This window comes from Streptomyces roseifaciens (assembly GCF_001445655.1).
GTDB classification, from domain to species: Bacteria; Actinomycetota; Actinomycetes; order Streptomycetales; family Streptomycetaceae; genus Streptomyces; species Streptomyces aureoversilis.
Genome location: NZ_LNBE01000004.1, coordinates 800,118 through 823,894 on the forward strand (window position 1 = coordinate 800,118; position 23,777 = coordinate 823,894).

Below are 23,777 nucleotides of genomic sequence, written 5' to 3' on the forward strand. Positions count from 1 at the left end.
CTTTCCTTTCCCGCGCCCGTCGCGCGGTGGAATTCGCCTGCCTTTTTACGGGAGTTCGCCATGTCTGTCCCCACCCTTGCCTCCGACCGGTCCGTTTGCACCCCTCTGCCCGTTCTCGGGTGTGATGTCCGGGTCCCGCTGGTGACCGGGGGAGAGGTGACCTACGCGGCGCTGGACTACGCGGCCAGCGCCCCCGCCCTGCAGCGGGTGTGGGACGACGTGGCGGCGTACGCGCCCTACTACGGCAGCGTGCACCGCGGCGCGGGCTACCTCTCGCAGCTGTCGACGGAACTCTTCGAGAACAGCCGGGCGGACGTCGCCGCGTTCCTCGGCTGCCGGGACGGCGACCAGGTGCTCTTCACCCGCTCGACCACCGACTCGCTCAACCTGCTCGCGGCCGTACTCCCCGCCGGTACGCGGGTGTTCGTCTTCGAGACCGAGCACCACGCGGCGCTGCTGCCCTGGGAGCGGCGCGCGGACGTCGAGGTGACCTACCTCGACGCGCCCCGCACCCCGGGGCAGGCGGTCGAGACGCTCGAGCAGGCGCTCGCGGCCCGCGAGCCCTACGGTCCCGCGCTGGTGTGCGTGACCGGTGCGTCCAACGTGACCGGTGAGCTGTGGCCCGTACGGGAGCTGGCCGCCGCCGCGCACGCCCACGGCGCGCGGATCGTCGTGGACGCGGCCCAGCTCGTCCCCCACCAGCGGGTGGACATCGCGGAACTCGACGCCGACTGGGTCGCCTTCTCCGGGCACAAGCTGTACGCGCCCTTCGGTGCCGGCGTGCTGGCCGGGCGGGCGGACTGGCTCCGGGACGCCGAGCCCTACCTGGCGGGCGGGGGCGCGAGCCGGCGCGTCGCGCGGGGCGCCTCCGGCGAGGTGGAGGTCGACTGGCACGAGGGGGTCGCCCGGCACGAGGCCGGCTCGCCCAACGTCATCGGGGCCTACGCCATCGCGTCCGCGTGCAAGGCGCTCGCCGAGGCGGGCTTCGACCGGCTCGCGGAGCGGGAGCGGCAGCTGATCACCGCGGTGCGGGAGGGGCTGGCGGCGGTGCCGGGGGTGCGGGTGCTGTCGCTCTTCGGGCCCGGCGCCCCGAGCGTGGGCGTCCTGTCCTTCACCGTCGACGGCTGGAACAGCTCGCACTTCGCGGCGGCGCTCTCCGCGGAGTACGGGATCGGCGTCCGCGACGGCCTCTTCTGCGCGCATCCGCTGGTGCGGACGCTGGTGGGCGCGGACTCCTCCGCCGAGGGGGAGTGCGGTGCGCCCGACGAGGGCGCGCCCCTGAACGCGATCCGCGTCAGCTTCGGCGCCGGCACGCCCGACGAGCACGTGGAGCGCTTCGTGGCGGCGGTGGACGAACTCGTCCGCCACGGAGCGAAGTGGTCCTACCGGACCGAGGGCGGGCGTTGCGTCCCGGTCGCCTGACGGCGCTTGCAGGATCCACGGTTGCGCCCGGTCCGGCACCGCCGGATGTGCGGGCGGGGGTTGGGCGCCGCTGCGGCGGGGACGGCTGCCGGGGCAGGCCCCGGCTCCCCGCAGGGGAAACGGCGAAAGGGTGGGTCCGGGGCCTCCCCGCCGCCGCAACGGCGATCAGCCGCAACCGGCGTGACCGGCGGTGCCGATCGGCATGAGCCGTTGTCCCGGCGACGTGCCGTCAGGTATCCAGGCCGATCGCGAACGCCGCCTCCAGGTCGTGCTGGGAGTACGTGCGGAACGCGATGTGCGTCTCCGTCGAGGCGACGCCCGGGACCTTGCTGATCCTGCCCGGGATGACGTCCGCGAGGTCGTCGTGCCGGGCCACCCGCACCATGGCGATCAGATCGTGCGCACCCGTCACCGAGTACACCTCGCTCACGCCCTCGATCGCGGCGATCTGCTCGGCGATCTCGGGGATCCGGTCGACGTCGGTCTTGATCAGCACGATCGAAGTGATCACTGCGGGCTCCTATCGGGGGTCGGGGGGCAGCCCCGCCTTCACTCTAGTCGCACGTCCGTACCTCGCCCACGCGTACAGGAAGCCCAGCGCGAAGCCCACGACGTGGGCGAGGTAGGCGACGCCGGGGCGGTCGCCGGCGGCGCGGGCGGCCACCCACTGCAGGCCGAACCAGAAGAGCAGCACGGCCCAGGCGGGGAACCGCAGCGGCAGGAAGAAGAGGAACGGGAAGAGACTGGTGACGCGGGCCCGGGGGAAGAGGTAGAGGAAGGCTCCGAGGACCCCGGAGATCGCGCCGGAGGCGCCGACGAGCGTGCGGTCGGATGCGGCGTGCGCGGCCGCGTAGCCGAGCAGGGCGAGCACTCCGGCGGCGAGGTAGAAGAGGACGAAGGGTCCGCGTCCCATCCGGTTTTCGGCCATGGCGCCGAAGACGTAGAGGAAGAGCATGTTCCCGAGCAGATGCAGCCAGTTGCCGTGCACGAAGAGCGCGGTGAGCGGGGTGATCAGCTCCGCCGGCGGCCCGTGCCAGAGCTTCTCGGGCACCACGCCCCACCGCTCGAAGTAGGCGGTCTGGGCGGCGAGGAGGTTGCTGCCGCTGCCGTGGCCGGCCAGGGGCGCGGTGAGCTCCGCCGCGGGGCCCAGGAGGAACACCGCGCAGCAGGCGCCGATGAGGGCGTAGGTGACCAGGGGAACCGGCGGGCGGATCCCGTCGTGGGCCCCTTGCGCCGCCGTCCCGGCTGCCTTTCCCGCCTTTCCCAACATGAGCAGATCATGACGTACCGGCAGCAAAGCGCACAGAGTGCCTCGCCGGGCCGGTGAAGCGGGCCCGCACTCCGCGCCGCATGACCATCAGGCCGTAGGGTTACGGGAAGCACACCCGCAGTTCGATGGACTTGATGAGGACGGACGACACGATGGGCGTTCCCCAGCCGACAGCCGGGACCCGGTGGCGCTGCGCTCTGTGCGGCAATCTCACCCGGTTCGATGTGACGCGTACGACCAAAGCCGTGGAATTCGTTCATCTCGACCTCTCCGGCGAGCCGCGCGTGGAGGAACGCGAGGTGGTCAGTGAGACGATCGGGTCCGTGCGTTGCCGCTGGTGCAACGCGGTCGACCAGGTCGAGCTGGTGGACCGGCCGGGCGCGAAGGCCTGAAGAACGGGAGCGGTGAGCGGTGGTGGAGCACACGGGTGGCGCGGAGGCGGCCGGTGGGCCTGGTGACACCGGTGGGACCGACGGCGCTGCCGAGGTGCTCGACCGTCCGTTGCCGGAGGGCGTGCGGCGCCGGGTCATCGGCCTGGTGGCGGAGGCGTTCGGCGGCCTGACCGTGGCCGAACTCCCGGCGGCGCTGCGGCAGTACGCCCGGTTCACGCCGAGCCGGCGGGCCAAGTTCGCGGGCAATGCGATGGCGGCGGCGGTGGAGAACGACGCCGCGTTCCGCCAGCGCATCTCGGCCCGGCTGCGCGAGACGGGCTCCGAGCTCGCCGAGGCGCTGGACGCGGGTTCGCCGCCGGCGGCCGCCGATCCGGAGGACGTGGCCGCCATGGCCTACGTGCTGCGGCCCACGGGCTGGGTCAAGCTCGTGACGGCGGCCGGCGAGGAGGCCCTGCGGGCCACCGCGGAGCGCGCGGGCGAGGAGGCCCAGCGCGAACTGCGGCGGCTGCGCGAGGAGCTGGCGGAGGCCCGGGCCGCGGCGCGGGCCGAGGCCGAGCGGGTCCGCGCCGAGCTGGAGGCCGCCCGCAGGGAAGCCGATTCGCTGCAGCGCAAGCTGCGCAGCGCGGTCGCCGACGTGCGGCGCGGCGAGGCCGCCCTGCGCAAGGCGGAGACCGAGCTGGAGTCCGTACGGGCGGCCGGTGCGGCCGAGAAGGCCGCCGCGCTGGGGGAGACCCGCCGGCTCAAGACGCGGCTGTCGGAGGCCGAGGCCGCGCTGGAGGCGAGCCGCCGGGCCGTGCGCGAGGGCCGCAGCGTGGAGGACATGCGCCTGCGGCTGCTGCTGGACACGGTCCTGGACGCGGCGCAGGGGCTGCGCCGCGAACTGGCGCTGCCGCCCGCCTCCGTGCACCCCGCGGACACGGTGGACGCCGTGGAGCCGGGCCGGATGACCCCGAAGGACATCGCCACGCGCGCCCTGTCCGAGACCGATCCGGCGCTGCTGGACCAGCTGCTGGCCCTGCCTCAGGCGCACCTCGTGGTCGACGGGTACAACGTCACCAAGACCGGCTATCCGACCATGCCGCTGGACAAGCAGCGGCTGCGGCTGCTGGGCGGGCTCGCGATGCTGGCCGCGCAGACGGGCGCCGAGGTGACCTGCGTCTTCGACGGGGCCGAGCTGGCCGCGCCCGTGCTGCTCGCGCCGCCGCGCGGGGTGCGGGTGCTCTTCAGCAAGCCCGGGGTGACCGCGGACGAGCTGATCCGCCAGCTGGTGCGGGCCGAGCCGCCGGGCCGTCCGGTCGTGGTGGTCTCCACCGACCGCGAGGTCGCCGACGGCGTCGCGAAGGCGGGCGCGCGGCCGGTCGCATCGGCCTTGCTCCTCAAGCGACTTGCCCGTACCTGACCGTCAAGCCGTCATCACCGGCTGTGTCATGTTGGTAAAGCTTCTGTTGAGGCGAGAGATTTTTCTGATGAGGATTTGAACGGATCAGTCAGGGGTCACTAAGGTCGGGCCTCGAACCTTCGCCCGGTCGATCATCCATTCGGGGTGACGGTGAAGGTCCCGCCCGAACCGTGCCCTCCGGCGTGCGGTGGCGGCCGAGGAAGAAGGAGCCCGTCTCCGTGGCGTCCCACCGTCGACCCAAGCAGCCGGGCCGCGCCCGTGTGACCGTGCTGACCGCGACCGCTGCGGCCGCCGTCGCCCTCACCTCGCAGGCCGCACACGCCGATCCGAAGGCCTCCAAGGCGGAGGTCAAGGAGAAGGTCGACAAGTACTACGAAGAGGCCGAGCAGGCCACGGAGAAGTACAACGGGGCCAAGGAGAAGCAGGACAAGCTCGACAAGCAGGTCACCGATCTCCAGGACAAGGTCGCCCGCGGCCAGGAGGAGATCAACAAGCTGCGCAGCGGCCTCGGTTCGCTGGCCACCGCGCAGTACCGCAGCGGCGCCGTCGACCCCTCGCTGCAGCTGCTGCTCTCCTCCGACCCCGAGGGCTACCTGGACAAGGCCTCGACGCTCAATCAGGTGAGCGCCAAGCAGGCCAGCACCCTCAAGCAGATCTCCGAGAAGCAGCGCGTGCTCAAGCAGCAGCGCCAGGAGGCGAGCGGCAAGCTCAAGGACCTCGCGGAGACCCGCAAGGTGCTGGGCGAGCAGAAGGAGTCCGTCCAGGAGAAGCTCGCCGCGGCCAAGGAGCAGCTCAACACCCTCACCGCCGCGGAGCGCGCCGAGATCGTCGGCGAGAAGGAGCAGGCCGGCGGCGGCAAGGGCGGCGAGGAGCGCGCCGGCCGCGGCGGCGGCAGCAGCAGCCGCCCCGACCTCGGCAAGGACGTGCCCACCTCCGGCCGCGCCGCCGCCGCGCTCGCCGCCGCCCAGGGCAAGATCGGCTCCCCGTACGTCTGGGGCGCGACCGGCCCGGGCTCCTTCGACTGCTCCGGGCTGACCGGCTGGGCGTACGCACAGGCCGGCGTCACCCTGCCGCGCATCTCCCAGGACCAGGCCAACGCCGGCACCCGCATCTACGACCAGAGCCAGCTCAAGCCCGGTGACCTGGTGCTCTTCTACGGCGACCTGCACCACATAGGCCTCTACGCGGGCAACGGCCAGACCCTGCACGCCCCCAAGCCGGGCGCCAACGTGCGCTACGAGTCGATGGGCAACATGCCCTTCCAGTTCGGCGTCCGCATAGGCTGACGACTGGGCCGAATGGCTGACCCGCCGCCCGTTCGGGCGAATCGCGGTGGCCCTCGCTGACATCACGCCCCGCCGGTGACCTGCGTCTCCGGCGGGGCGTCCGCATTCCCGTCCCATTCCCACCCCGCGAGGTCTTTGAACACGGGGTGAGCGCGCCGCTACTGTCTGGCGCTGCGGTACCGGCACGCCGGGCAGACCGCGCCCACAGTGCAGCAAGGAAGGGAGTGCGGCAGCCCGTGGCGTCCCATCGCCGTTCTTCGCAGTCCGGTCTCACCCAGACCGTCCGGGTCACCGTCCTGTCCGCCGCCGTGGCCACGGCCGCGGCCGCGATGGCGCCCCCGGCCGGAGCACGGCCCAGCGACACCGCCCGCGACGACCGGTCCCGCGGGACCGTCAAGACGCAGGTCGACCGGCTCTACGAGCAGGCCGAGCGGGCCACCGAGAAGTTCAACGAAGCGGGCGAGCGCGCCGGCGAGCTCCGCAGGAAGGTCGCCGAGGCCACCGACCGCGTCGCCCGCGGCCAGGAGCGCGTCAACCACATGCGCACCGCCCTCGGCATGGTCGCCGCCGCCCAGTACCGCAGCGGCGCCGTCGACCCCGCCCTCCAGCTGCTCCTGTCCTCCGACCCCGACGGCTACCTGGACCGCGCCGCCACCCTCGACCGCGTCTCCGACCGGCAGGGCGAGCAGCTCAGGGCGCTCACGGAGGCCCAGCGGGCACTGCGCCAGGAGCGCAGCGAGGCGGCGCGGATGCTCGGCGAGCTGGAGCAGACGCGCAAGGCCGTCGAGCAGCACAAGCGGGAGGTCGAGGGGAAGCTCGCCACCGCCCGCCGCCTGCTGAACGCCCTGCCGGCGGCCGACCGGGAGGCCTACGCCCGCGCCTCGCGCTCCGGCGGCACCCGGCAGCTGGAGCGCTCGGACGGGGGCGCCCTCGGCGGGCTGCAGGATCTCGCCGCCGCCTCCTCCCGCGGCGCCGCGGCCGCCATGGCCGCCCGCTCCGCAGTCGGCTCGCCCTACGCCTGGGGCGCGACCGGGCCCGGCGCCTTCGACTGCTCCGGGCTCATGCAGTGGGCGTACGGGCGGGCCGGGGTCGGTCTGCCGCGCACCTCCCAGGCGCAGCGCAACGCCGGACGGCACGTTCCGCTGTCCGAGGCGCGCCCCGGGGACCTCGTCATCTACCGCGACGACGCCAGCCACGTCGGCATGTACGTCGGCAACGGCCAGGTCGTCCACGCGCCCTACCCGGGCGCCCGGGTGCGCTACGACCCGGCCAACATGATGCCGATTTCGTCGGTGACCCGGCCGTGATCACGTCCTGAGCGCGCCTCCGGGGGCGCACGGCTCGTACGATGCGGGACGTGACGGGCCGGTGGTGGAGGAGCGGACGCGGGGGCACACGAGCGGGCGGCCGCGGGCCGGCCCGCCGGGCGGCGTGCTGCCTGGCGGCCCTCCTCATGGCCCTCCAGGCCTGCCTGACCGGCTGCTCCGGAGGGCTCTCCGGGGGCCCTGACGCCCGCGAGCAGGCCCTGCAGGGGGTCCTGGACCGGTGGGCCGCCGCGGTCCGCGACCGCGACGAGGGCGCCTTCCTGGCCGCCGTCGATCCGGCCGCCGGGAGCTACCGGGAGGAGCAGCGCCGCCTCTTCGCCAACCTCGCGGCCGTCCCGTTCGCCTCCTGGGACTACCGCCTCGTACGCACGGGCGGCTTCACCCCGGCGCCCGGGGACGGCCGGCGGGTCGCCGCCGAGGCCGAGCTGCGCTACCGGCTGGCGGGCTACGACAGCGCCCCCGTCACCGCCCGCAGCCGGCTGACCCTCGTCGAGCGCGACGGGCGCTGGTACGTGGCCGCCGGATCCCGGCGCGGCGGGCACCAGCTGTGGGAGCAGGGGCCCGTGAGCGTCGTCCGCGGCGAGCGCAGCCTCGTCCTCGGCGTCGGCCAGGACCGCGAGCGGCTGCGCGCCCTCGCCGACCTCGCCGACAAGGCCGTCCCGGCCGTCGGCGCGGCCTGGCGGGCCGGGTCGCGCGAATGGCCCGGCCGGGTCGTGGTCGAGATGCCCGCCTCGCTGGACCGGATGGCCGCGCTCCTGGACTCGCCCGTCTCCAACTACCGGGGCATCGCCGCCGTGACCACCGGCGAGGCGGGCGGCTCCGGCGCCGCCGCGCCCGCGGACCGCATCATCGTCAACCCCGAGGCGTACGGGGTGCTCGGCGCGTTCGGGCGGCGCATCGTGCTCACCCACGAGACCGCCCACGTGGCCACCCGGGCCAGGACGACGAAGGCCACGCCGCTGTGGCTGTCCGAGGGCTTCGCCGACTGGGCCGCGTACCGCGACACCGGCCGCACCGTCCGCCAGGCCGCCCCCGAACTCTCCCGCGCGGCCGCCGCCGGCACCCTCCCCGGCCGGCTGCCCGGGGACCCCGAGTTCGGCTTCACCGGTGAGGCGGGGCGGCTCGCCCGCGCGTACGAGGAGGGGTGGCTGGCCTGCCGGCTGATCGCCGACCGCTGGAGCGAGGAGAAACTGGTCGAGTTCTACCGCGCGGTGGGCTCCCACACCCGCCGCGACGGGGCCGTCGAGACCGCGCTGCGTGACGTTCTGGGCGTCTCGACGCAGGAGTTCACGGAACGGTGGCGCGCGTACGTCGTGGAGCAGCTGCGCTCGGGCTGACGGGCCCGCCGTTGCGGCGGTTCTTTCTTGACTGCGGCAAGATGCCCGGTGGCTGCCCGGGAAGTCGCCTAACCGGCCAGCAAGGCCGGTTCCTTCTCCGCGGGAGGGTCGTCCGGTGTGTCGGACGCCCCCGGCAGGGACACCGTTTCCCGCCACAGGCGCGTGCACGACACCAGCGTCGCCACGACCAGCAGCCCGTTCCGCAGGGTCAGCGTCGCCACGCCCAGCTTGTCGCTGGCCACCACGTGCGAGAACCAGATCGGGAACTCCAGCTGGGTCAGCGGGGCGGCCAGCAGGACCAGGGCGATGGGCAGGCGCTGCCGCGTCGTGCCCATCGTGAGGCACACCGCCGCCAGCCCGAGCAGCCAGACGACGTACTGCGGGCTGATGACGCGGCTGGTCGTGGTGAACAGCAGCACCGACGCGAACGCCGCCTCGTACGGCGTGCAGGCCGTGAACCTGCGCGCCCGTACGCGCCACAGCAGCAGCCAGGCGAACGCCACCACGCTCAGCACGAGCGCGAGCCGGCTCACCGTGTGGACGTAGGGGCCGAGGAACTCCACCGAGCCGTAGTGCAGCCGCGCGTGGCCGTGCCAGCCGACGTGCCGCCCCAGGTGGAAGACGAGCGAGCCCAGGGACTCCACCTCCGTGCCCCGGTCCCGCTGGAAGGTCAGGAACGCCAGCGCCCCCGGCATGGTCGCCGCGAACGCCAGCCCGAGCACGGCGGCCGTCACCACCGCCGCGCCCCACGCCTCCCGCGTGCGGGGCCCCCGCGGCGTGCCGACCAGCAGCAGCACCGGCCACACCTTCAGCAGCGCCCCGAAGGCCGCGAGCGCCCCCGAGAGCCGCGCCCGGCGCCCGGCCGCGAGGAGGGCGGCCACGGCGACGGCCGTCACCATCACGTCGTAGCGGGCGTAGACGATCGGGCCGAGCAGCGGGACCCCGGCCACCCACACCCACACCCCGGCGGTGCGGCGCCGCCCGCCCCGCACCGCGTACAGCAGCAGCGCGTAGACGACCGCGTCGGCGAGGAGGCACACCACGAAGAAGGCGGGGGCGTAGTCGAGGAAGGGGAGCAGGCCGGGGGCGAGCACGGCGAAGGCCGCGGCGGGCGGGTACTGCCACGTGACGTCGTCGTAGGGGAAGGTGCCGGTGCTCAGCACCCCGTACCAGCCCTGGTAGATCACCTCGATGTCGACGGAGACGTCCGACCCCGGCATCACCCACACCCGCAGCACGCACATCAGCAGCACGGCCCGGGTGACGGCCCACGCCGCGAACGAGAGCCGCAAACCCCTGCCCGCCATCATCCACCTCGCCCTTCACGGTCACTACACGCTGTACGCGCGCCGCTACTGCAAGGCATGATGCCGTTCCGGCCGGTCCATACGCCGTGACGTGGCGGGACGGGGCCCCGACTGCCCCCGATCGCACCCGGTACTGTCGGACGGCGATGGACAAGACTCTCGTCGTCACCAACGACTTCCCGCCCCGCCCCGGCGGCATCCAGGCGTTCCTGCACAACATGGCGCTGCGCCTGGACCCGTCGGGCATCGTCGTCTACGCCTCCACCTGGAAGCGCGGCCAGGAGGGTGCGGAGGCCACCGCCCGCTTCGACGCCGAGCAGCCGTTCACGGTCGTCCGCGACCGCACCACCATGCTGCTGCCGACGCCCCGGGTGACCCGGCGCGCCACCGGCCTGCTGCGCGAACACGGCTGTACCTCGGTGTGGTTCGGGGCCGCGGCCCCGCTCGGGCTCATGGCCCCGGCGCTGCGCCGGGCGGGCGCCCGCAGGCTGGTCGGCACCACGCACGGGCACGAGGCCGGCTGGGCGCAGCTGCCCGCGTCGCGCCAGCTGCTGCGGCGGATCGGCGAGGGCACCGACACCCTCACCTACCTGGGGGAGTACACGCGCTCGCGGATCGCCTCCGCGCTGACGGACGAGGCGGCGGCCCGGATGGTGCAACTGCCGCCCGGCGTGGACGAGAAGACCTTCCACCCCGGCTCCGGCGGCGACGAGGTCCGCGCCCGGCTCGGCCTCGCGGACCGCCCGGTGGTCGTGTGCGTCTCGCGGCTGGTGCCGCGCAAGGGCCAGGACACGCTGATCCTGGCCATGCCGCGGATCCTGGCGGCCGTTCCGGACGCGGTGCTGCTGATCGTCGGCGGCGGACCGTACGGGGACGACCTGCGGCGGCTGGCCGAGGAGACGGGCGTCGCCCACGCCGTCCGCTTCACGGGCGCCGTGCCGTGGGAGGAGCTGCCCGCGCACTACGGGGCGGGCGACGTCTTCGCCATGCCGTGCCGCACGCGCCGCGGCGGGCTCGACGTCGAAGGCCTCGGCATCGTCTACCTGGAGGCCTCGGCGACGGGTCTGCCGGTGGTCGCCGGGGACTCGGGCGGGGCGCCGGACGCGGTCCTGGAGGGCGAGACGGGGTACGTGGTGCAGGGCGGTTCGCCGGCCCGGGCCGCGGACCGCATCGTGACGCTGCTGCGGGACCCGGAGCTGCGCGCGCGCATGGGCGCGCGGGGGCGGCAGTGGGTGGAGGAGAAGTGGCGCTGGGACCTCCTGGCCGAGCGCCTCAAGACGCTGCTCTGACAAGCCTCCTCGTAGGTGCCGTACGTGCCGGAGGGGCCGGATGCGATGGCATCCGGCCCCTCCGGCACGTACGGGGAGAAGAGGGCGGGTCAGCCGCGGTAGATCGCCTCGATCTCGTCCGCGAAGTCCTTCGCGACGACGTTCCGCTTCAGCTTCAGCGACGGCGTCACGTGCCCCGACGCCTCCGTGAACTGCGCGGGCAGGATGCGGAACTTGCGCACCGACTCCGCCTTGGAGACGGCCGCGTTGCCGTCGTCGACGGCCTTCTGCACGTCCGCCAGCAGGTCGGCGTCCTCGGCCAGTTCGGCCGGCGTCATCCCGGCGGGCTTGCCGTGGTCGGCGAGCCAGCGCGGCAGGAAGTCCTCGTCGAGGGTGACGAGCGCGCCGACGAACGGGCGGCCGTCGCCGACGACCATGCACTCGGCGATCAGGGCGTGGGCCCGGATGCGGTCCTCGATCACGGCCGGGGCGACGTTCTTGCCGCCCGCGGTGACGATGATCTCCTTCTTGCGGCCGGTGATCGTGAGGTAGCCGTCCTCGTCGAGGGTGCCGAGGTCGCCGGTGTGGAACCAGGCGTCGGACAGCGCCTCCTCGGTGGCCGCCTCGTTGTTCCAGTAGCCCTGGAAGAGGTGCTCGCCGTGCAGCAGGACCTCGCCGTCGTCGGCGATGCGCACGACGGAGCCGGGCAGCGGCTGCCCGACGGTGCCGATCTTCGGCCGGTCCCAGGGGTTGAACGCGGTCGCCGCACAGGACTCGGTCAGGCCGTAGCCCTCCAGGACCGTGAAGCCGATGCCGCGGTAGAAGTGGCCCAGGCGCTCGCCCAGCGGCGCGCCGCCGGAGATGGCGTGGGTGGCCCGGCCGCCGAGGACGGCCCGCAGCTTGCCGTAGACGAGCTTGTCGAAGACGGCGTGCTTGATGCGCAGGCCCAGGCCCGGCCCGGACGGGGTGTCGAGGGCCCGGCTGTAGGCGATGGCGGTGTCCGCGGCCTTGTCGAAGATCTTGCCCTTGCCGTCGGCCTGGGCCTTGGCGCGGGCGCCGTTGTAGACCTTCTCGAAGACGCGCGGCACGCCCAGGATCAGCGTCGGGCGGAAGGCCGCGAGCTCGTCGGTGAGGTTGCGGATGTCGGGCACGCAGCCGAGGCGGATCGGCGCCAGCATCGCGGAGATCTCCACCAGGCGCCCGAAGACGTGGGCGGTGGGGAGGAAGAGCAGGACGGACGACTCGCCCGTGTTGAACAGCGGCTTGAGCCGCTCCACCGCATTGCCGCACTCCGCGAAGAACGCGCGGTGGGTGAGCACGCAGCCCTTGGGGCGGCCCGTGGTGCCCGAGGTGTAGACGATGGTCGCGGGCGAGTCGGCGTTCGCGAGGCCGCTGCGCTCGTCGACCTCCTCGTCCGTGATGCCGGCGCCGGCCTCGCGCAGCTTCGCCACGCCGTCGGCCTCGATCTGCCAGACGTGGGAGAGCGCGGGCAGCCGGTCCTTGACGGACTCGACGGCCTCCTCGTGCGCGGCGGTCTCGACGAGGCAGGCGACGGCGCCGGAGTCGCTGAGGATCCACTGGATCTGCTCGGGCGAGCTCGTCTCGTACACCGGCACGGTGACGCCGCCGGCGCTCCAGATCGCGAAGTCCAGCAGCGTCCACTCGTAGCGGGTGCGGGACATCAGCCCGACCCGGTCGCCCGGCCGCACACCGGAGGCGATCAGACCCTTGGCGGCCGCGCGGACCTCGGCGAGGAACTGCGCCGCACTGACGTCCTCCCACCGGTTGCCGGCCTTGCGGCCTATGACGGCGACGTCGGGGCGCTGCGCGGCGTTGCGGCGGATCAGATCCGTCAGGTTTCCGTCCGCAGGGACCTCATAGAGGGCCGGAAGGCTGAACTCGCGCAAGACTGCTGCTCCTCGTCGGGCGCCGGCGCCGCCGCGTCTTCGAGGGGCGCTGCGTCGGCTGCGGTCCATGATCAGGCAAGGGGGGTAGTGGACTGCCCGGACGTTACCCACCAGTACGGCTTTCGAATAGGGGGCTGCGCCCAGATGTTCTCTGCGTCACATGCCGCGGGACTGCTCCCCGCACCCTAGCCGGTCCGTTTGGTGACCCGGAAGTAACCACAGAAGTAACCGCAGGTCGCAGCCCTTCCGGAGGCTGCGCCGCAGCGCCTAGGGTGATCGGCATGGAGGCGGTATGAGGGTTCATGTGGTCAGCGACGTGCACGGCAACAGCACGGCCCTCGCCCGGGCGGGCGACGGCGCCGACGCCCTGATCTGTCTGGGCGACCTGGTCCTCTTCCTCGACTACGCGGACCACTCGCGCGGCATCTTCCCCGAGATCTTCGGCGTGGAGAACGCCGACCGGATCGTCGCGCTGCGCACCGCGCGCCGCTTCGACGACGCCCGTGAGCTGGCGCGGAGCCTGTGGCGCGGCATGGACCGGGACTCCGCCATCGAGACCGCCGTCCGCAAGCAGTACACCGAGCTCTTCGCCGCCTTCCCCGCGCCCACGTACGCCACGTACGGAAATGTCGACATCCCCCGACTCTGGCCGGAATTCGCCCGGGAGGGCACGACCGTCCTCGACGGGGAGCGGGCCGAGATCGGCGGACTCGTCTTCGGATTCGTCGGCGGCGGCCTCCCCTCGCCCATGCGCACCCCCTACGAGATCTCCGAGGAGGAGTACGCGGCGAAGGTCGCGGCCCTCGGCGACGTGGACGTCCTGTGCTCGCACATCCCGCCCGACGTGCCCGAACTCTGCTACGACACCGTCGCCCGGCGCTTCGAGCGCGGCAGCTCCGTCCTCCTCGACGCCATCCGCGCCACCCGCCCCCGCTACGCGCTCTTCGGCCACGTCCACCAGCCGCTCGCCCGCCGGATGCGGATCGGGGGGACGGAATGCGTCAACGTCGGCCACTTCGCCTCCACGGGTACACCCTGGGTGCTGGAGTGGTGACGGGCGGCGCGATGTAGCCTTCAGCGGCAGACACCAGGCGGCGGACCGGTACGGAGGAGCCACTGAGATGGCGGAACACACCAGCTCGAGCATCACGATCGAGGCGACCCCTGCCGAGGTGATGGCCGTGATCGCCGACTTCGGCCGCTACGCGGAGTGGACCGGCGAGGTCAAGCAGGCCGAGGTGCTGGAGAAGGACGAGCAGGGCCGGGCCACGCAGGTGCGTCTCGTGCTCGACGCCGGCGCCATCAAGGACGACCACGTGCTGGCCTACAGCTGGCCCGAGGAGAACGTGGTCAGCTGGTCGCTGGTGAAGTCGCAGATGCTGCGCCAGATCGACGGCTCCTACAGCCTCGCGCCGGCCGCGGGCGGCAAGCACACCGAGGTCACCTACCAGCTCACCGTCGACGTGAAGATCCCCATGCTCGGGATGATCAAGCGCAAGGCGGAGAAGGTCATCATCGACCGCGCCCTCGACGGCCTCAAGAAGCGCGTCGAGAGCGGCGCGGCCTCCTGAGCCCCGGCCGCTGACCGCCTTACGTACCTTCACCGCTGGAGGCTCCCCCCTTGCGCACGGTCCTCGTCACCGGTCCCGGCGGCGCGGGCCGCACCACCGCCGCGGCGGCCACGGCCCTCGCCGCGGCCCGCGAGGGGCGGCGCGTCCTGCTCCTGACCGCCGACCGCGGCCCCGCACCCGAGGCCGTGCTCGGCACCGCCCTGCCCGCCCCCGAGGCGGGCGGCGGCGCGCTCTGGGGCCCGCCCTCCGAGGCGGCCCCCGGGCTCCACGCCGCCCGCATCGCCACCGGCGAGCACTTCCAGGACCGCGCCCGCGACCTGCAGGACCGCGGCGCCTCCCTCTTCGACCTGCTCGGCGCGAGCCCCCTCGACCCCGAGGAGCTCACCGAACTCCCCGGCGCCGAGCCCCTCGCGCTCCTCACCGCCCTGCGCGCCGCCCACGCGGACGGGGGCTACGACCTGCTCGTCGCCGACATGCCGCCCCTGCACGCCACGGTGCGGCTGCTGGCCCTCCCCGAGCAGCTGCGCCGCTACCTGCGCAGGCTGCTGCCCGCCGAGCGGCAGGCCGCCCGCGCCCTGCGCCCCGTGCTCGCCCAGCTCGCCGGCGTGCCCATGCCCACACAGCGGCTCTACGAGACCGCCGGCCGCTGGGAGGCCGAGCTCGCCGCCGTCCAGGACGTCCTCGAAGCCGAGGGCACGACCGTGCGGCTCGTCGCCGAACCCGGCCCGCTCGCCACCGGCGAACTGCGCCTCGCCCGCGCCGCCCTTGCCCTCCAGGGCTGCCGCGTCGACGCCCTCGTCGCCAACCGCCTGCTGCCCGGCGTCACCGGCGACGGCGTGACGGACGGCGAAGTCACCGCCGACCCCTGGCTCGCCGGCCTCGTCACCGAGCAGCTCGCCGCCCACAAGACCCTGCACGAGGAGTTCCTCGTCGACGGCGTCACCGTCTGCGAGCTGCCGCACCTCGGCCGCGGCCCGCGCGGCCGGCAGGACCTCGCCGAGCTCGCCGCGCGTGCGCGCTCGACCACCATCGGCGTCGCCGCCGCAGGAGGAAACGGTTCGGCCGGCGGCTTCGGCGTCATACCCGGCGGCGGCCTCACCGACGAGCTCGACGGCTGGACCGGCACCGGCGCCGCCGGAGAGCCGGCCGTCGAGGACCGCCTCGCCGCCGACGGCGTCCTGCTGTGGCGCCTCCCGCTGCCCGGCGCCGACCGCGGCGACCTCGACCTCCTGCGCCGCGGCGACGAACTCATCGTCGGCGTCGGCCCGTTCCGCCGCGTCCTGACCCTGCCCTCCGCGCTGCGCCGCTGCACCGTCTCGGGCGCGGGCCTGCGGGACGGAGCGCTGTGCGTACGCTTCACCCCCGACCCCGACCTGTGGCCAAGGCCCTCTTGAACGGCACTGTCCGAACGGCGCCCTGCCCTTCGGGTAACGTCGGAGAAAACCCCTGTTTGCAGGAGCCAGGAGGCGCTGCCATGAGCGATCACACCGAGCGCCCCGCACCCGGGGCGGCGCCCGACCCCGATGCCTGGGAGCAGGCCTGCGCCGAGGACCTCGAGGCCGAGCGCGCCCGCCGGCGCGCGCAGCAGGGCCCGCCGCCCGGCACCGCCGCCGAGGAGCTGCGCAAGCTCGTCGACGCCGTCGCCGACAAGGTCTCCGGCATGCAGCTGCCGCTCGGGGGCGGCACCGCCCAGGGCGTCGTCCAGCAGGTCGTCGCCCAGGCGAAGGCCGTCGTCGAGCCCGTCATCGAGCGCAACCCCGACGTCTTCGACCACCTCGCCTCCGCCGGCTCCGAACTCCTGGCCGCCTACCGCGCGGCGGTCCGGGGCCAGGAGGCCCGCTGGGTGCGCGACGAGCCCGCGCAGCACCCCGGAAAGCCCGCCGGACCCGGCGAAGGTGACGGAGGCAAGGGCGGGAGCGAGCGCATCGACCTCGACTGATCCCCGGCTCCGGTACGGTGGGTCGCGGCGGGGTTCGAGCGAAAAACTGAGGGACACATGGGACTCACCATCGGCGTCGACATCGGCGGCACGAAGATCGCGGCCGGTGTGGTCGACGAAGCGGGCAACATCCTCGCGACGTGCAAAGTGCCTACCCCGTCGACCCCCGAGGGCGTCATCGACGCCATCGCGGACGCGGTGCGCACGGTCAGCGCCGACCACGACGTGGAGGCCGTCGGCATCGGCGCCGCCGGCTACGTGGACGACAAGCGGGCCACCGTCCTCTTCGCCCCGAACATCAACTGGCGCCACGAGGCGCTGAAGGACAAGGTCGAGCAGCGCGTCGGCCTCCCGGTCGTCGTCGAGAACGACGCCAACGCCGCGGCCTGGGGCGAGTACCGCTTCGGCGCCGGCCAGGGCCACGACGACGTCATCTGCATCACCCTGGGCACCGGCCTCGGCGGCGGCATCATCATCGGCAACAAGCTCCGCCGCGGCCGCTTCGGCGTGGCCGCCGAGTTCGGCCACATCCGGGTCGTCCCCGACGGTCTGCTGTGCGGCTGCGGCAGCCAGGGCTGCTGGGAGCAGTACGCCTCCGGGCGCGCGCTCGTCCGCTACGCCAAGCAGCGCGCCAACGCCACCCCCGAGAACGCCACGATCCTGCTGGGCCTCGGCGACGGCACGGTCGAGGGCATCGAGGGCAAGCACATCAGCGCCGCCGCCCGGCAGGGCGACCCGGTCGCCATCGACTCCTTCCGCGAGCTGGCCCGCTGGGCGGGCGCGGGCCTGGCCGACCTGGCCTCGCTCTTCGACCCCTCCGCGTTCATCGTCGGCGGCGGCGTCTCGGACGAGGGCGACCTCGTGCTCGACCCCATCCGCAAGTCCTTCAAGCGCTGGCTGATCGGCGGCCAGTGGCGCCCGCACGCGCAGGTGCTGGCCGCGCAGCTGGGCGGCAAGGCGGGGCTCGTCGGCGCGGCCGACCTGGCCCGGCAGGGGTAGTTCCGCGGTCCGGGGTCCCCCCGTTCCCGTCCGCCGCCGGGCATTCCCCTCCGCCGCGGCGGACATCAACCACGACGGCGCATGCCTGCGGTGCCGAACTCGGCTCAAGTGGATTCGGCACCGCCCCCAGCTACCGCTGGGGGGACCCCCAGACCGCCGTCTCGCATCGCGCCGTTGCGGCGGAAGGGATCGGCGAGCGCATGAGTGCAGACGTCCTGGCGGACCTCCCGGCATCGCGTACCGAGCCGGACGGCTCGGTCGTCATCCGCGTGCTCAGTTACAACATCCGCTCCATGCGCGACGACGTCGCGGCCCTCGCCCGGGTGATCCGGGCCTGCCGGCCCGACGTCGTCTGCGTTCAGGAGGCACCCCGCTTCTTCCGCTGGCGCAAGGCCGCCGCCCGGCTCGCCCGGACCTCCGGGCTCGTCCACGTCTCGGGCGGCGCCACCGCCTCAGGGCCCATGGTCCTCTCCTCGCTCCGCGCCCACGTGGAGCGCACCGAGGATGTCCTGCTGCCCCGTACCCCCGGCCTCCACCAGCGGGGCTTCTCGACCGCGGTGCTCCGCTTCGGCCGCGCCCGGCTCGGCGTCCTCAGCTGCCACCTGAGCATCAACGACCGGGAGCGCTACGAACAGGGCCTGCTGCTCCTCGACCGGCTGGCCGCCATGGACGTGCCGCACGCCGTCGCCGCGGGCGATCTCAACGACCGCCCCGACGGCCGCACCTTCGGCCTGCTGGCGGACGCCCTGCAGGACGGCTGGGCGACGAAGCCGTGGGGGAGGGAGCACACCACCCGGCTGGGCGATCCGCTGCAGCGGATCGACGCGGTCTTCGCGACGGAGGGGGTGGAGGTGCTGGGGTGCGGGGTGCCCATGGGGCTGCCCGGCATCGCCGAAGGCGATCTCCGGGCAGCCACGGATCACCTGCCGGTGCTGGCCGCCCTGCGGGTGCCGGCGGCGTAGGGCGGGCGGTTCACACCACCGCGCCGCGCCCCGGGTCGTCGTCCTCGTCGTCGCTGTCCTTCATCCGCAGGACGAGCGTGGCGAAGCCGCCGAGGAAGCCGCCGACCCCGATCGTCGTCACCCACCAGGTGAGCTCCTGCTGCAGCAGCACCATGATCAGGAGCAGCAGCGGGCCGCCCAGCACGGCGATCCAGGCGAAGCGGGCGGTGACGTCCCCGGTGGGCAGGGGCGGCGGCTCGGGCGGGATGAAGTGGCCCTCGTCGTCCGCGTCGTCCGTGTCGTCCGCGCCGCCCTCCGGGGGCTCCGGCGTGCTCCAGTCGCGGGGGCCGACGCCGGGCGCGTAGACGATGAAGCTGCCCGGGGGCTCCTCCCGTGCCGGAGAGGGCTCGGGGGAGGCGTCCTTCCCGGTGACGTCCTTCTCCGCCGTGTCCTTGGCGTCCTTCCCGGCCCCCGCAGGGGTGCCGGTGTCGTCGCCCGTGGCCGGCCAGCGGCCGGTCGCGGGGTCGGGCTGTTCCCCGTACGCGGCGACGAGCTCCGCCCAGGCCGCGTCCTCGTCGAGCGGGTCGCGGCTCTCGTCGCGGCCCGCGTCACGCTCAGCCACGGGCGGCCGTCCCCTCCTGGGTGCCGACGCCGGAGAGCCGGCCGATGAACGCGTAGGTGTCCTCGAAGATGCGCTCGGCGTCGTGGTCCAGGGTGGCCACGTGGTAGCTGCGCTCCAGCAGTCGCTCGGTGACGTCCCGGGAGGAGACGCGGGCGAGGATGCGGGCGGAGTCGGCCGGCGGGACGACGTGGTCCTCGGGGCTGTGCATCAGCAGCAAGGGCTGGGTGACCTGGGGCAGTTCGGCGTCGACCAGCTGGAAGAAGCGGCGCACCGAGTGCGCGGCGTGCAGCGGCACCCGGTCGTAGCCGACCTCCTGGGCGCCGGGCTTGGCGATGTCGCTCGCGATGCCCTTGGTGGAGGGCACGAAGTGGCGCACGACGGGCAGGGCCCGCGCGGCCAGGCCATGGACCTTGTTGCCCGGGTTGACGAGGACGATGCCGCTGACCGCGTCCCCGTGGCGGGCCGCGAGGCGCAGGGCGAGCGCCCCGCCCATCGACAGGCCGCACACGAACACCTGCGAGCAGCGCTCGCTCAGCTCCCGCAGCGCGTGGTCGACCTCCGCGTACCAGTCCTGCCAGCCGGTGAGCTGCATGTCCTGCCAGCGGGTGCCGTGCCCGGGCAGCAGCGGCAGCGAGACGCTCAGGCCGCGCCCGGCCAGGTGGTCCGCCCAGGGCCGCACGGACTGCGGGGAACCGGTGAAGCCGTGACACACGAGGACGCCTACCTCTCCGCCTTCATGGCGGAACGGCTCGGCTCCGGGGAGGAGCGGCACCGGGATCTCCGATCGGTGGAACGGGGGCAAGGGAGGACACAGAGGGTCCGGTCCTCAGCGTACGCGGAGCGCCGCACGGCGGGTAGGCAGGTTAAGGTCTCCTCGTCGCACACAGGAGGTTCTCGGTTGTTCTACGGCGCTATGAAGGTGTCCATCGGCGGGTCGCTGAAGCTTGCCTTCCGGCCGTGGGTGGAGGGCCTGGAGAACATCCCGGCCGAAGGGCCCGCGATCCTCGCGAGCAACCACCTGTCGTTCTCGGATTCGTTCTTCCTGCCCGCGGTGCTCGACCGTAAGGTCACGTTCATCGCGAAGCAGGAATACTTCACCTCCCCCGGAGTCAAGGGGAAGCTGACGGCCGCGTTCTTCAAGGGCGTGGGCCAGCTGCCCGTCGACCGTTCGGGTGCCCGCGGTGCGGGTGAGGCCGCGGTCAAGAGCGGCCTGGACGTGCTGGCGCGCGGTGAGCTGTTCGGCATCTACCCCGAGGGCACCCGTTCCCCCGACGGCCGTCTCTACCGGGGCAAGCCGGGCGGGCTCGCCCGGGTGGCCCTGCTGTCCGGGGCGCCGGTGATCCCCGTGGCCATGATCGACACCGAGAAGGTGCAGCCCCCGGGCAAGGTGCTGCCCAAGATGGTGCGCCCGGGCATCCGCATCGGCGAGCCGCTGGACTTCAGCCGCTACCACGGCATGGACGGCGACCGCTTCATCCTGCGCTCGGTCACCGACGAGGTCATGTACAAGATCATGGAGCTCTCGGGCCAGGAGTACGTGGACATCTACGCGACCGCCGCCAAGCGGCAGATCGCGGACGAGGCGAAGCGGAAGGCCGAGGAGGAGAAGGCGGCGAAGGCCGCCGGGCTCGGCAAGGCCGATCAGGGCGGAAAGTAAAGGGGAGCGGCAGCCGGCGGCGCAGCGCGCCCGGCTCGGGGGTTGGTCGATGACACCGCGCAGCAGGAAGCCGCGCGTCGTACGGATGTCGGTGGAGCTGCCGCTGTGGCGCGCGCTGACCGGCTACCGCATTCTGACGCTCTGCTACGCCCTGGCGATCTTCGCCATCAACTACCACGAGTACGCCCATCCGCTCGGCGGCGCCCTCTACATGGGCGTACTCACCGGGTGGATGGCGCTCACGTGGAACCGCACCTCGGCGCCGGAGCGCTGCACGAAACGGTTCCTCATCGCCGACCTGGCCCTCGCACTCGCCGGAATCCTCGTCACCGCCGTCGTCGACTCCCCGGCCCGCATCGACGGCGGCGCGGCCACCCTGCCGTCCATATGGACCGGCGGCGCCGTGCTGGGCCTGGCCATCAAGGGCGGCTGGCGCTGGGCGGCCGTCGGCTCCACCCTCGTGGCCGTCGCCAACCTCGCCGAGCGCGGCAGCCCCGCCCGGGACACCGTCCACAACGTGCTCCTGGTGTGGGTCTCCAGCATCGCCATCGGCTACATCGTCGAGGTCGCCCGCGCCAGTGAGCGCACCCTCGCCCGCGCCCTGCGGATCGAGGCCGCCACCCGCGAGCGCGAGCGGCTCGCCCGCGACATCCACGACGGCGTCCTGCAGGTGCTGGCCATGGTGCAGCGGCGCGGTGCCGCGCTCGGCGGCGAGGCGGCCGAGCTCGGCCGGATGGCCGGCGAGCAGGAGATCGCCCTGCGCACCCTGGTCGCCGGGGGCCTGCTGCCCCCGCAGCGCTCCGCCGAGGAACTCGCCGGGGACGCGGAGCTGGTCGGCGCCGTGGCGGCCGCACCACCGGTCCCCACCGGCCCCATCGACGTGGGAGCGCTGCTCGCCCCGCACGCGGGCGCCGACGTCTCCTTCGCCGGGCCCGGCACCCCCGTCCTGCTGGAGGCGGCCGCCGCCGCCGAGCTCGCCGCCGCCGTCGGCGCCGCCCTGGACAATGTGCGCAAGCACGCGGGCGAGGGTGCGCAGGCCTGGATCCTGCTGGAGGACGAGCCCGACGCGGTGATCGTCACCGTGCGGGACGACGGCCCCGGCATCCCCGAGGGCCGGCTCGCGGACGCCGAGCGGGAGGGGCGGATGGGCGTCGCCCTGTCGATCCGCGGGCGGCTGAGGGACCTGGGCGGCAGCGCCGAGCTGCTGTCCGTCCCCGGCCAGGGCACAGAAGTCGAACTGAAGGTTCCACGGGGGAACGGGAAAGAACAGCGATGAGCGAAACGCAAGCCGAAGCACCCGCCGAGCGCACCGTGAAGGTCATGGTCGTCGACGACCACCCCATGTGGCGCGACGCCGTCGCCCGCGACCTGGCCGCCGCCGGGTACGACATCGTGGCGACCGCCGGCGACGGCCCCGAGGCCGTGCGCCGTGCGAAGGCCGCCGGCCCCGACGTCCTGGTCCTCGACCTCAACCTGCCCGGCCTGCCCGGCGTGGCCGTCTGCAAGGAGCTCGTGGGGGAGAACCCCGCGCTGCGCGTCCTCGTCCTCTCCGCCAGCGGCGAGCACGCCGACGTGCTGGAGGCCGTGAAGTCCGGCGCCACCGGCTACCTGCTGAAGTCGGCCAGCACCCAGGAGCTCGTGGACGCCGTGCGGCGCACCGCCGCGGGCGACCCCGTCTTCACCCCCGGCCTCGCCGGACTCGTCCTCGGCGAGTACCGGAGGCTGGCCGCCGACCCCGCCCCGGCCGCGCCCGACGAGCCCAAGGCGCCCCGGCTGACCGACCGCGAGACCGAGGTGCTGCGCCTCGTCGCCAAGGGTCTGTCGTACAAGCAGATTGCCGAGCGGCTGGTTATTTCCCACCGCACGGTGCAGAACCATGTGCAGAACACCTTGGGCAAGCTCCAGTTGCACAACCGCGTGGAGCTCGTGCGCTACGCGATAGAGCGAGGTCTCGACGACGCCTGACCTTGACCCGGCCGGGCGTCCTCCGGCTGAAGGAGAGTGTCATGCGGATCGGAGTGCTGACCGGCGGCGGTGACTGCCCCGGGCTCAACGCGGTCATCCGCGCCGTCGTCCGCAAGGGCGTCCAGGACCATTCCTACGACTTCATCGGCTACCGGGACGGCTGGCGCGGCCTCCTCCACGGCGCCACGTCCCGGCTCGACATCCCCGCCGTGCGCGGCATCCTCCCGCGCGGCGGCACCGTGCTCGGCTCCTCCCGCACCAACCCCTTCAAGGAACCCGGCGGCATCCGGCGGATCCGCGAGAACCTCGCCGCTGACGAGGTGGACGCCCTCGTCGCCATCGGCGGCGAGGACACCCTCGGCGTCGCCGCGCTCCTGTGGGCCGAGCACGGCATCCCGTGCGTCGGCGTTCCCAAGACCATCGACAACGACCTCTCCGCCACCGACTACACCTTCGGCTTCGACACCGCCGTCGGCATCGCCACCGAGGCCATCGACCGGCTCCACACCACCGCCGAGTCCCACATGCGCGTCCTCGTCGTGGAGGTCATGGGCCGGCACGCCGGCTGGATCGCCCTGCACTCCGGCCTCGCCGGCGGGGCCAACGTCATCCTCATCCCCGAGCAGCGCTTCGACCTCGACGAGATCTGCGGCTGGGTCACCTCCCGCTTCCGCGCCAGCTACGCGCCCATCGTGGTGGTCGCCGAGGGCGCCATGCCCAAGGACGGCGACCTCGTCCTCAAGGACGGCTCGTCCCACGACGCCTTCGGGCACGTGCGGCTGTCGGGCGTCGGGGAGTGGCTCGCGAAGGAGATCGAACGGCGCACGGGCAAGGAGGCGCGGACCACCGTGCTGGGCCACGTCCAGCGGGGCGGCACGCCCAGCGCGTTCGACCGGTGGCTGGCGACGCGGTTCGGGTTGCACGCGGTCGATGCGGTGCGGGAGCGGGACTTCGGGCGGATGGTGGCCCTTCGGGGTACGGACATCGTCCGCGTGCCGTTGGCCGAGGCCACGGCCCGCCTGAAGACCGTGCCGGTCGAGCGCTACGAAGAAGTGAAGGTGTTCTTCGGCTGACGCCGGTCTCCCGCGCCTCCGGCGCGGTTTCGCCCACCCACCCGCCCGATCACCCAGAACGTTTCCGGTAACGGGTGGGCGGGTGGGACGGTCCCGC

General features: G+C 73.6%; 24 protein-coding genes. 18 read left to right on the plus strand and 6 right to left on the minus strand.

Features of this window, described 5'->3' with window-relative positions:
* Window positions 1-60 precede the first annotated feature (60 nt).
* Window positions 61-1,422, plus strand: coding sequence for an aminotransferase class V-fold PLP-dependent enzyme (locus AS857_RS20705; protein ID WP_058044781.1), 1,362 nt, complete (start codon window positions 61-63; stop codon window positions 1,420-1,422).
* Between the two features lie 229 nt (window positions 1,423-1,651).
* Here the strand turns inward: AS857_RS20705 and AS857_RS20710 are convergent, their stop codons facing one another.
* Both AS857_RS20710 and AS857_RS20715 read right to left on the minus strand, forming a co-directional pair.
* On the minus strand, window positions 1,652-1,933 hold the full coding sequence (locus tag AS857_RS20710; RefSeq protein ID WP_058044782.1) for an Lrp/AsnC family transcriptional regulator: 282 nt from the start codon (window positions 1,931-1,933) through the stop codon (window positions 1,652-1,654).
* 9 nt (window positions 1,934-1,942) lie between these two features.
* Window positions 1,943-2,692, minus strand: a complete 750-nt coding sequence (locus tag AS857_RS20715; protein WP_079110532.1) for a rhomboid family intramembrane serine protease — start codon at window positions 2,690-2,692, stop codon at window positions 1,943-1,945.
* Between the two features lie 152 nt (window positions 2,693-2,844).
* Between AS857_RS20715 and AS857_RS20720 the strand changes: the two genes are divergently transcribed.
* The 5 genes from AS857_RS20720 (at window position 2,845) to AS857_RS20740 (ending at window position 8,431) form a co-directional block, all read left to right on the plus strand.
* Window positions 2,845-3,084, plus strand: coding sequence for a hypothetical protein (locus AS857_RS20720; RefSeq protein ID WP_058046947.1), 240 nt, complete (start codon window positions 2,845-2,847; stop codon window positions 3,082-3,084).
* A 19-nt stretch (window positions 3,085-3,103) separates the two neighbouring features.
* Window positions 3,104-4,483, plus strand: a complete 1,380-nt coding sequence (locus AS857_RS20725; protein WP_079110533.1) for an NYN domain-containing protein — start codon at window positions 3,104-3,106, stop codon at window positions 4,481-4,483.
* A gap of 218 nt (window positions 4,484-4,701) precedes the next feature.
* Window positions 4,702-5,769 (plus strand): C40 family peptidase, encoded by a 1,068-nt coding sequence (locus AS857_RS20730; protein WP_058044783.1) that lies wholly within the window; start codon window positions 4,702-4,704, stop codon window positions 5,767-5,769.
* Between the two features lie 236 nt (window positions 5,770-6,005).
* The gene (locus tag AS857_RS20735; protein WP_058046949.1) at window positions 6,006-7,076 is read left to right on the plus strand and encodes a C40 family peptidase; all 1,071 of its coding nucleotides are present in this window, start codon (window positions 6,006-6,008) and stop codon (window positions 7,074-7,076) included.
* A gap of 146 nt (window positions 7,077-7,222) precedes the next feature.
* A complete protein-coding gene (locus AS857_RS20740; RefSeq protein WP_420823988.1) occupies window positions 7,223-8,431 on the plus strand; it encodes a hypothetical protein in 1,209 nt (402 codons plus the stop codon).
* Window positions 8,432-8,499: 68 nt separating this feature from the next.
* On the opposite strand, the gene AS857_RS20745 is transcribed toward AS857_RS20740, so the two are convergent.
* Complete coding sequence (locus tag AS857_RS20745; protein ID WP_420823954.1) at window positions 8,500-9,651, minus strand: glycosyltransferase 87 family protein; 1,152 nt, start codon at window positions 9,649-9,651, stop codon at window positions 8,500-8,502.
* On the opposite strand from AS857_RS20745, the gene AS857_RS41570 reads away from it, so the two are divergent.
* Window positions 9,623-9,799 (plus strand): hypothetical protein, encoded by a 177-nt coding sequence (locus tag AS857_RS41570; RefSeq protein WP_245700763.1) that lies wholly within the window; start codon window positions 9,623-9,625, stop codon window positions 9,797-9,799. The two genes, AS857_RS20745 and AS857_RS41570, sit on opposite strands and share 29 nt — an antisense overlap.
* Before the next feature lie 85 nt (window positions 9,800-9,884).
* Complete coding sequence (locus AS857_RS20750; RefSeq protein WP_058044786.1) at window positions 9,885-11,027, plus strand: glycosyltransferase family 4 protein; 1,143 nt, start codon at window positions 9,885-9,887, stop codon at window positions 11,025-11,027.
* A gap of 89 nt (window positions 11,028-11,116) precedes the next feature.
* Here AS857_RS20750 and AS857_RS20755 read toward each other — a convergent pair whose 3' ends face one another.
* Entirely contained in the window at window positions 11,117-12,913 is a 1,797-nt protein-coding gene (locus AS857_RS20755) for an AMP-dependent synthetase/ligase (protein ID WP_058044787.1), read from the minus strand.
* Window positions 12,914-13,205: 292 nt separating this feature from the next.
* On the opposite strand from AS857_RS20755, the gene AS857_RS20760 reads away from it, so the two are divergent.
* The 6 genes from AS857_RS20760 to AS857_RS20785 all read left to right on the plus strand — a co-directional run bounded on the left by AS857_RS20760 (window position 13,206) and on the right by AS857_RS20785 (window position 18,384).
* A complete protein-coding gene (locus tag AS857_RS20760; RefSeq protein WP_058044788.1) occupies window positions 13,206-13,967 on the plus strand; it encodes a metallophosphoesterase family protein in 762 nt (253 codons plus the stop codon).
* Between the two features lie 67 nt (window positions 13,968-14,034).
* On the plus strand, window positions 14,035-14,484 hold the full coding sequence (locus AS857_RS20765; RefSeq protein ID WP_058044789.1) for an SRPBCC family protein: 450 nt from the start codon (window positions 14,035-14,037) through the stop codon (window positions 14,482-14,484).
* A gap of 50 nt (window positions 14,485-14,534) precedes the next feature.
* Complete coding sequence (locus tag AS857_RS20770; RefSeq protein WP_058044790.1) at window positions 14,535-15,878, plus strand: ArsA family ATPase; 1,344 nt, start codon at window positions 14,535-14,537, stop codon at window positions 15,876-15,878.
* A gap of 80 nt (window positions 15,879-15,958) precedes the next feature.
* Window positions 15,959-16,423, plus strand: coding sequence for a DUF5304 domain-containing protein (locus AS857_RS20775; protein ID WP_058044791.1), 465 nt, complete (start codon window positions 15,959-15,961; stop codon window positions 16,421-16,423).
* Window positions 16,424-16,480: 57 nt separating this feature from the next.
* Window positions 16,481-17,422, plus strand: coding sequence for an ROK family glucokinase (locus AS857_RS20780; protein WP_058044792.1), 942 nt, complete (start codon window positions 16,481-16,483; stop codon window positions 17,420-17,422).
* A gap of 200 nt (window positions 17,423-17,622) precedes the next feature.
* On the plus strand, window positions 17,623-18,384 hold the full coding sequence (locus AS857_RS20785; protein WP_058044793.1) for an endonuclease/exonuclease/phosphatase family protein: 762 nt from the start codon (window positions 17,623-17,625) through the stop codon (window positions 18,382-18,384).
* Between the two features lie 10 nt (window positions 18,385-18,394).
* On the opposite strand, the gene AS857_RS20790 is transcribed toward AS857_RS20785, so the two are convergent.
* Window positions 18,395-18,985: a hypothetical protein gene (locus AS857_RS20790; protein ID WP_058044794.1), complete on the minus strand. Its 591-nt coding sequence runs from the start codon at window positions 18,983-18,985 to the stop codon at window positions 18,395-18,397.
* Window positions 18,978-19,757 (minus strand): alpha/beta hydrolase, encoded by a 780-nt coding sequence (locus tag AS857_RS20795; RefSeq protein WP_058044795.1) that lies wholly within the window; start codon window positions 19,755-19,757, stop codon window positions 18,978-18,980. The genes AS857_RS20790 and AS857_RS20795 overlap by 8 nt, the downstream gene beginning before the upstream one ends.
* A 126-nt stretch (window positions 19,758-19,883) precedes the next feature.
* On the opposite strand from AS857_RS20795, the gene AS857_RS20800 reads away from it, so the two are divergent.
* Genes AS857_RS20800 through AS857_RS20815 form a run of 4 tightly spaced genes read left to right on the plus strand, consistent with a single transcriptional unit; the run spans window position 19,884 to window position 23,680 of the window.
* Entirely contained in the window at window positions 19,884-20,642 is a 759-nt protein-coding gene (locus AS857_RS20800; protein ID WP_079110534.1) for a lysophospholipid acyltransferase family protein, read from the plus strand.
* Between the two features lie 49 nt (window positions 20,643-20,691).
* Window positions 20,692-21,918: a MacS family sensor histidine kinase gene (macS, locus tag AS857_RS20805; protein ID WP_058044797.1), complete on the plus strand. Its 1,227-nt coding sequence runs from the start codon at window positions 20,692-20,694 to the stop codon at window positions 21,916-21,918.
* Complete coding sequence (locus tag AS857_RS20810) at window positions 21,915-22,607, plus strand: response regulator (protein ID WP_058044798.1); 693 nt, start codon at window positions 21,915-21,917, stop codon at window positions 22,605-22,607. Before macS ends, AS857_RS20810 begins: the two co-directional genes overlap by 4 nt.
* Before the next feature lie 41 nt (window positions 22,608-22,648).
* Entirely contained in the window at window positions 22,649-23,680 is a 1,032-nt protein-coding gene (locus tag AS857_RS20815; protein ID WP_058044799.1) for a 6-phosphofructokinase, read from the plus strand.
* Window positions 23,681-23,777: the final 97 nt, after the last annotated feature.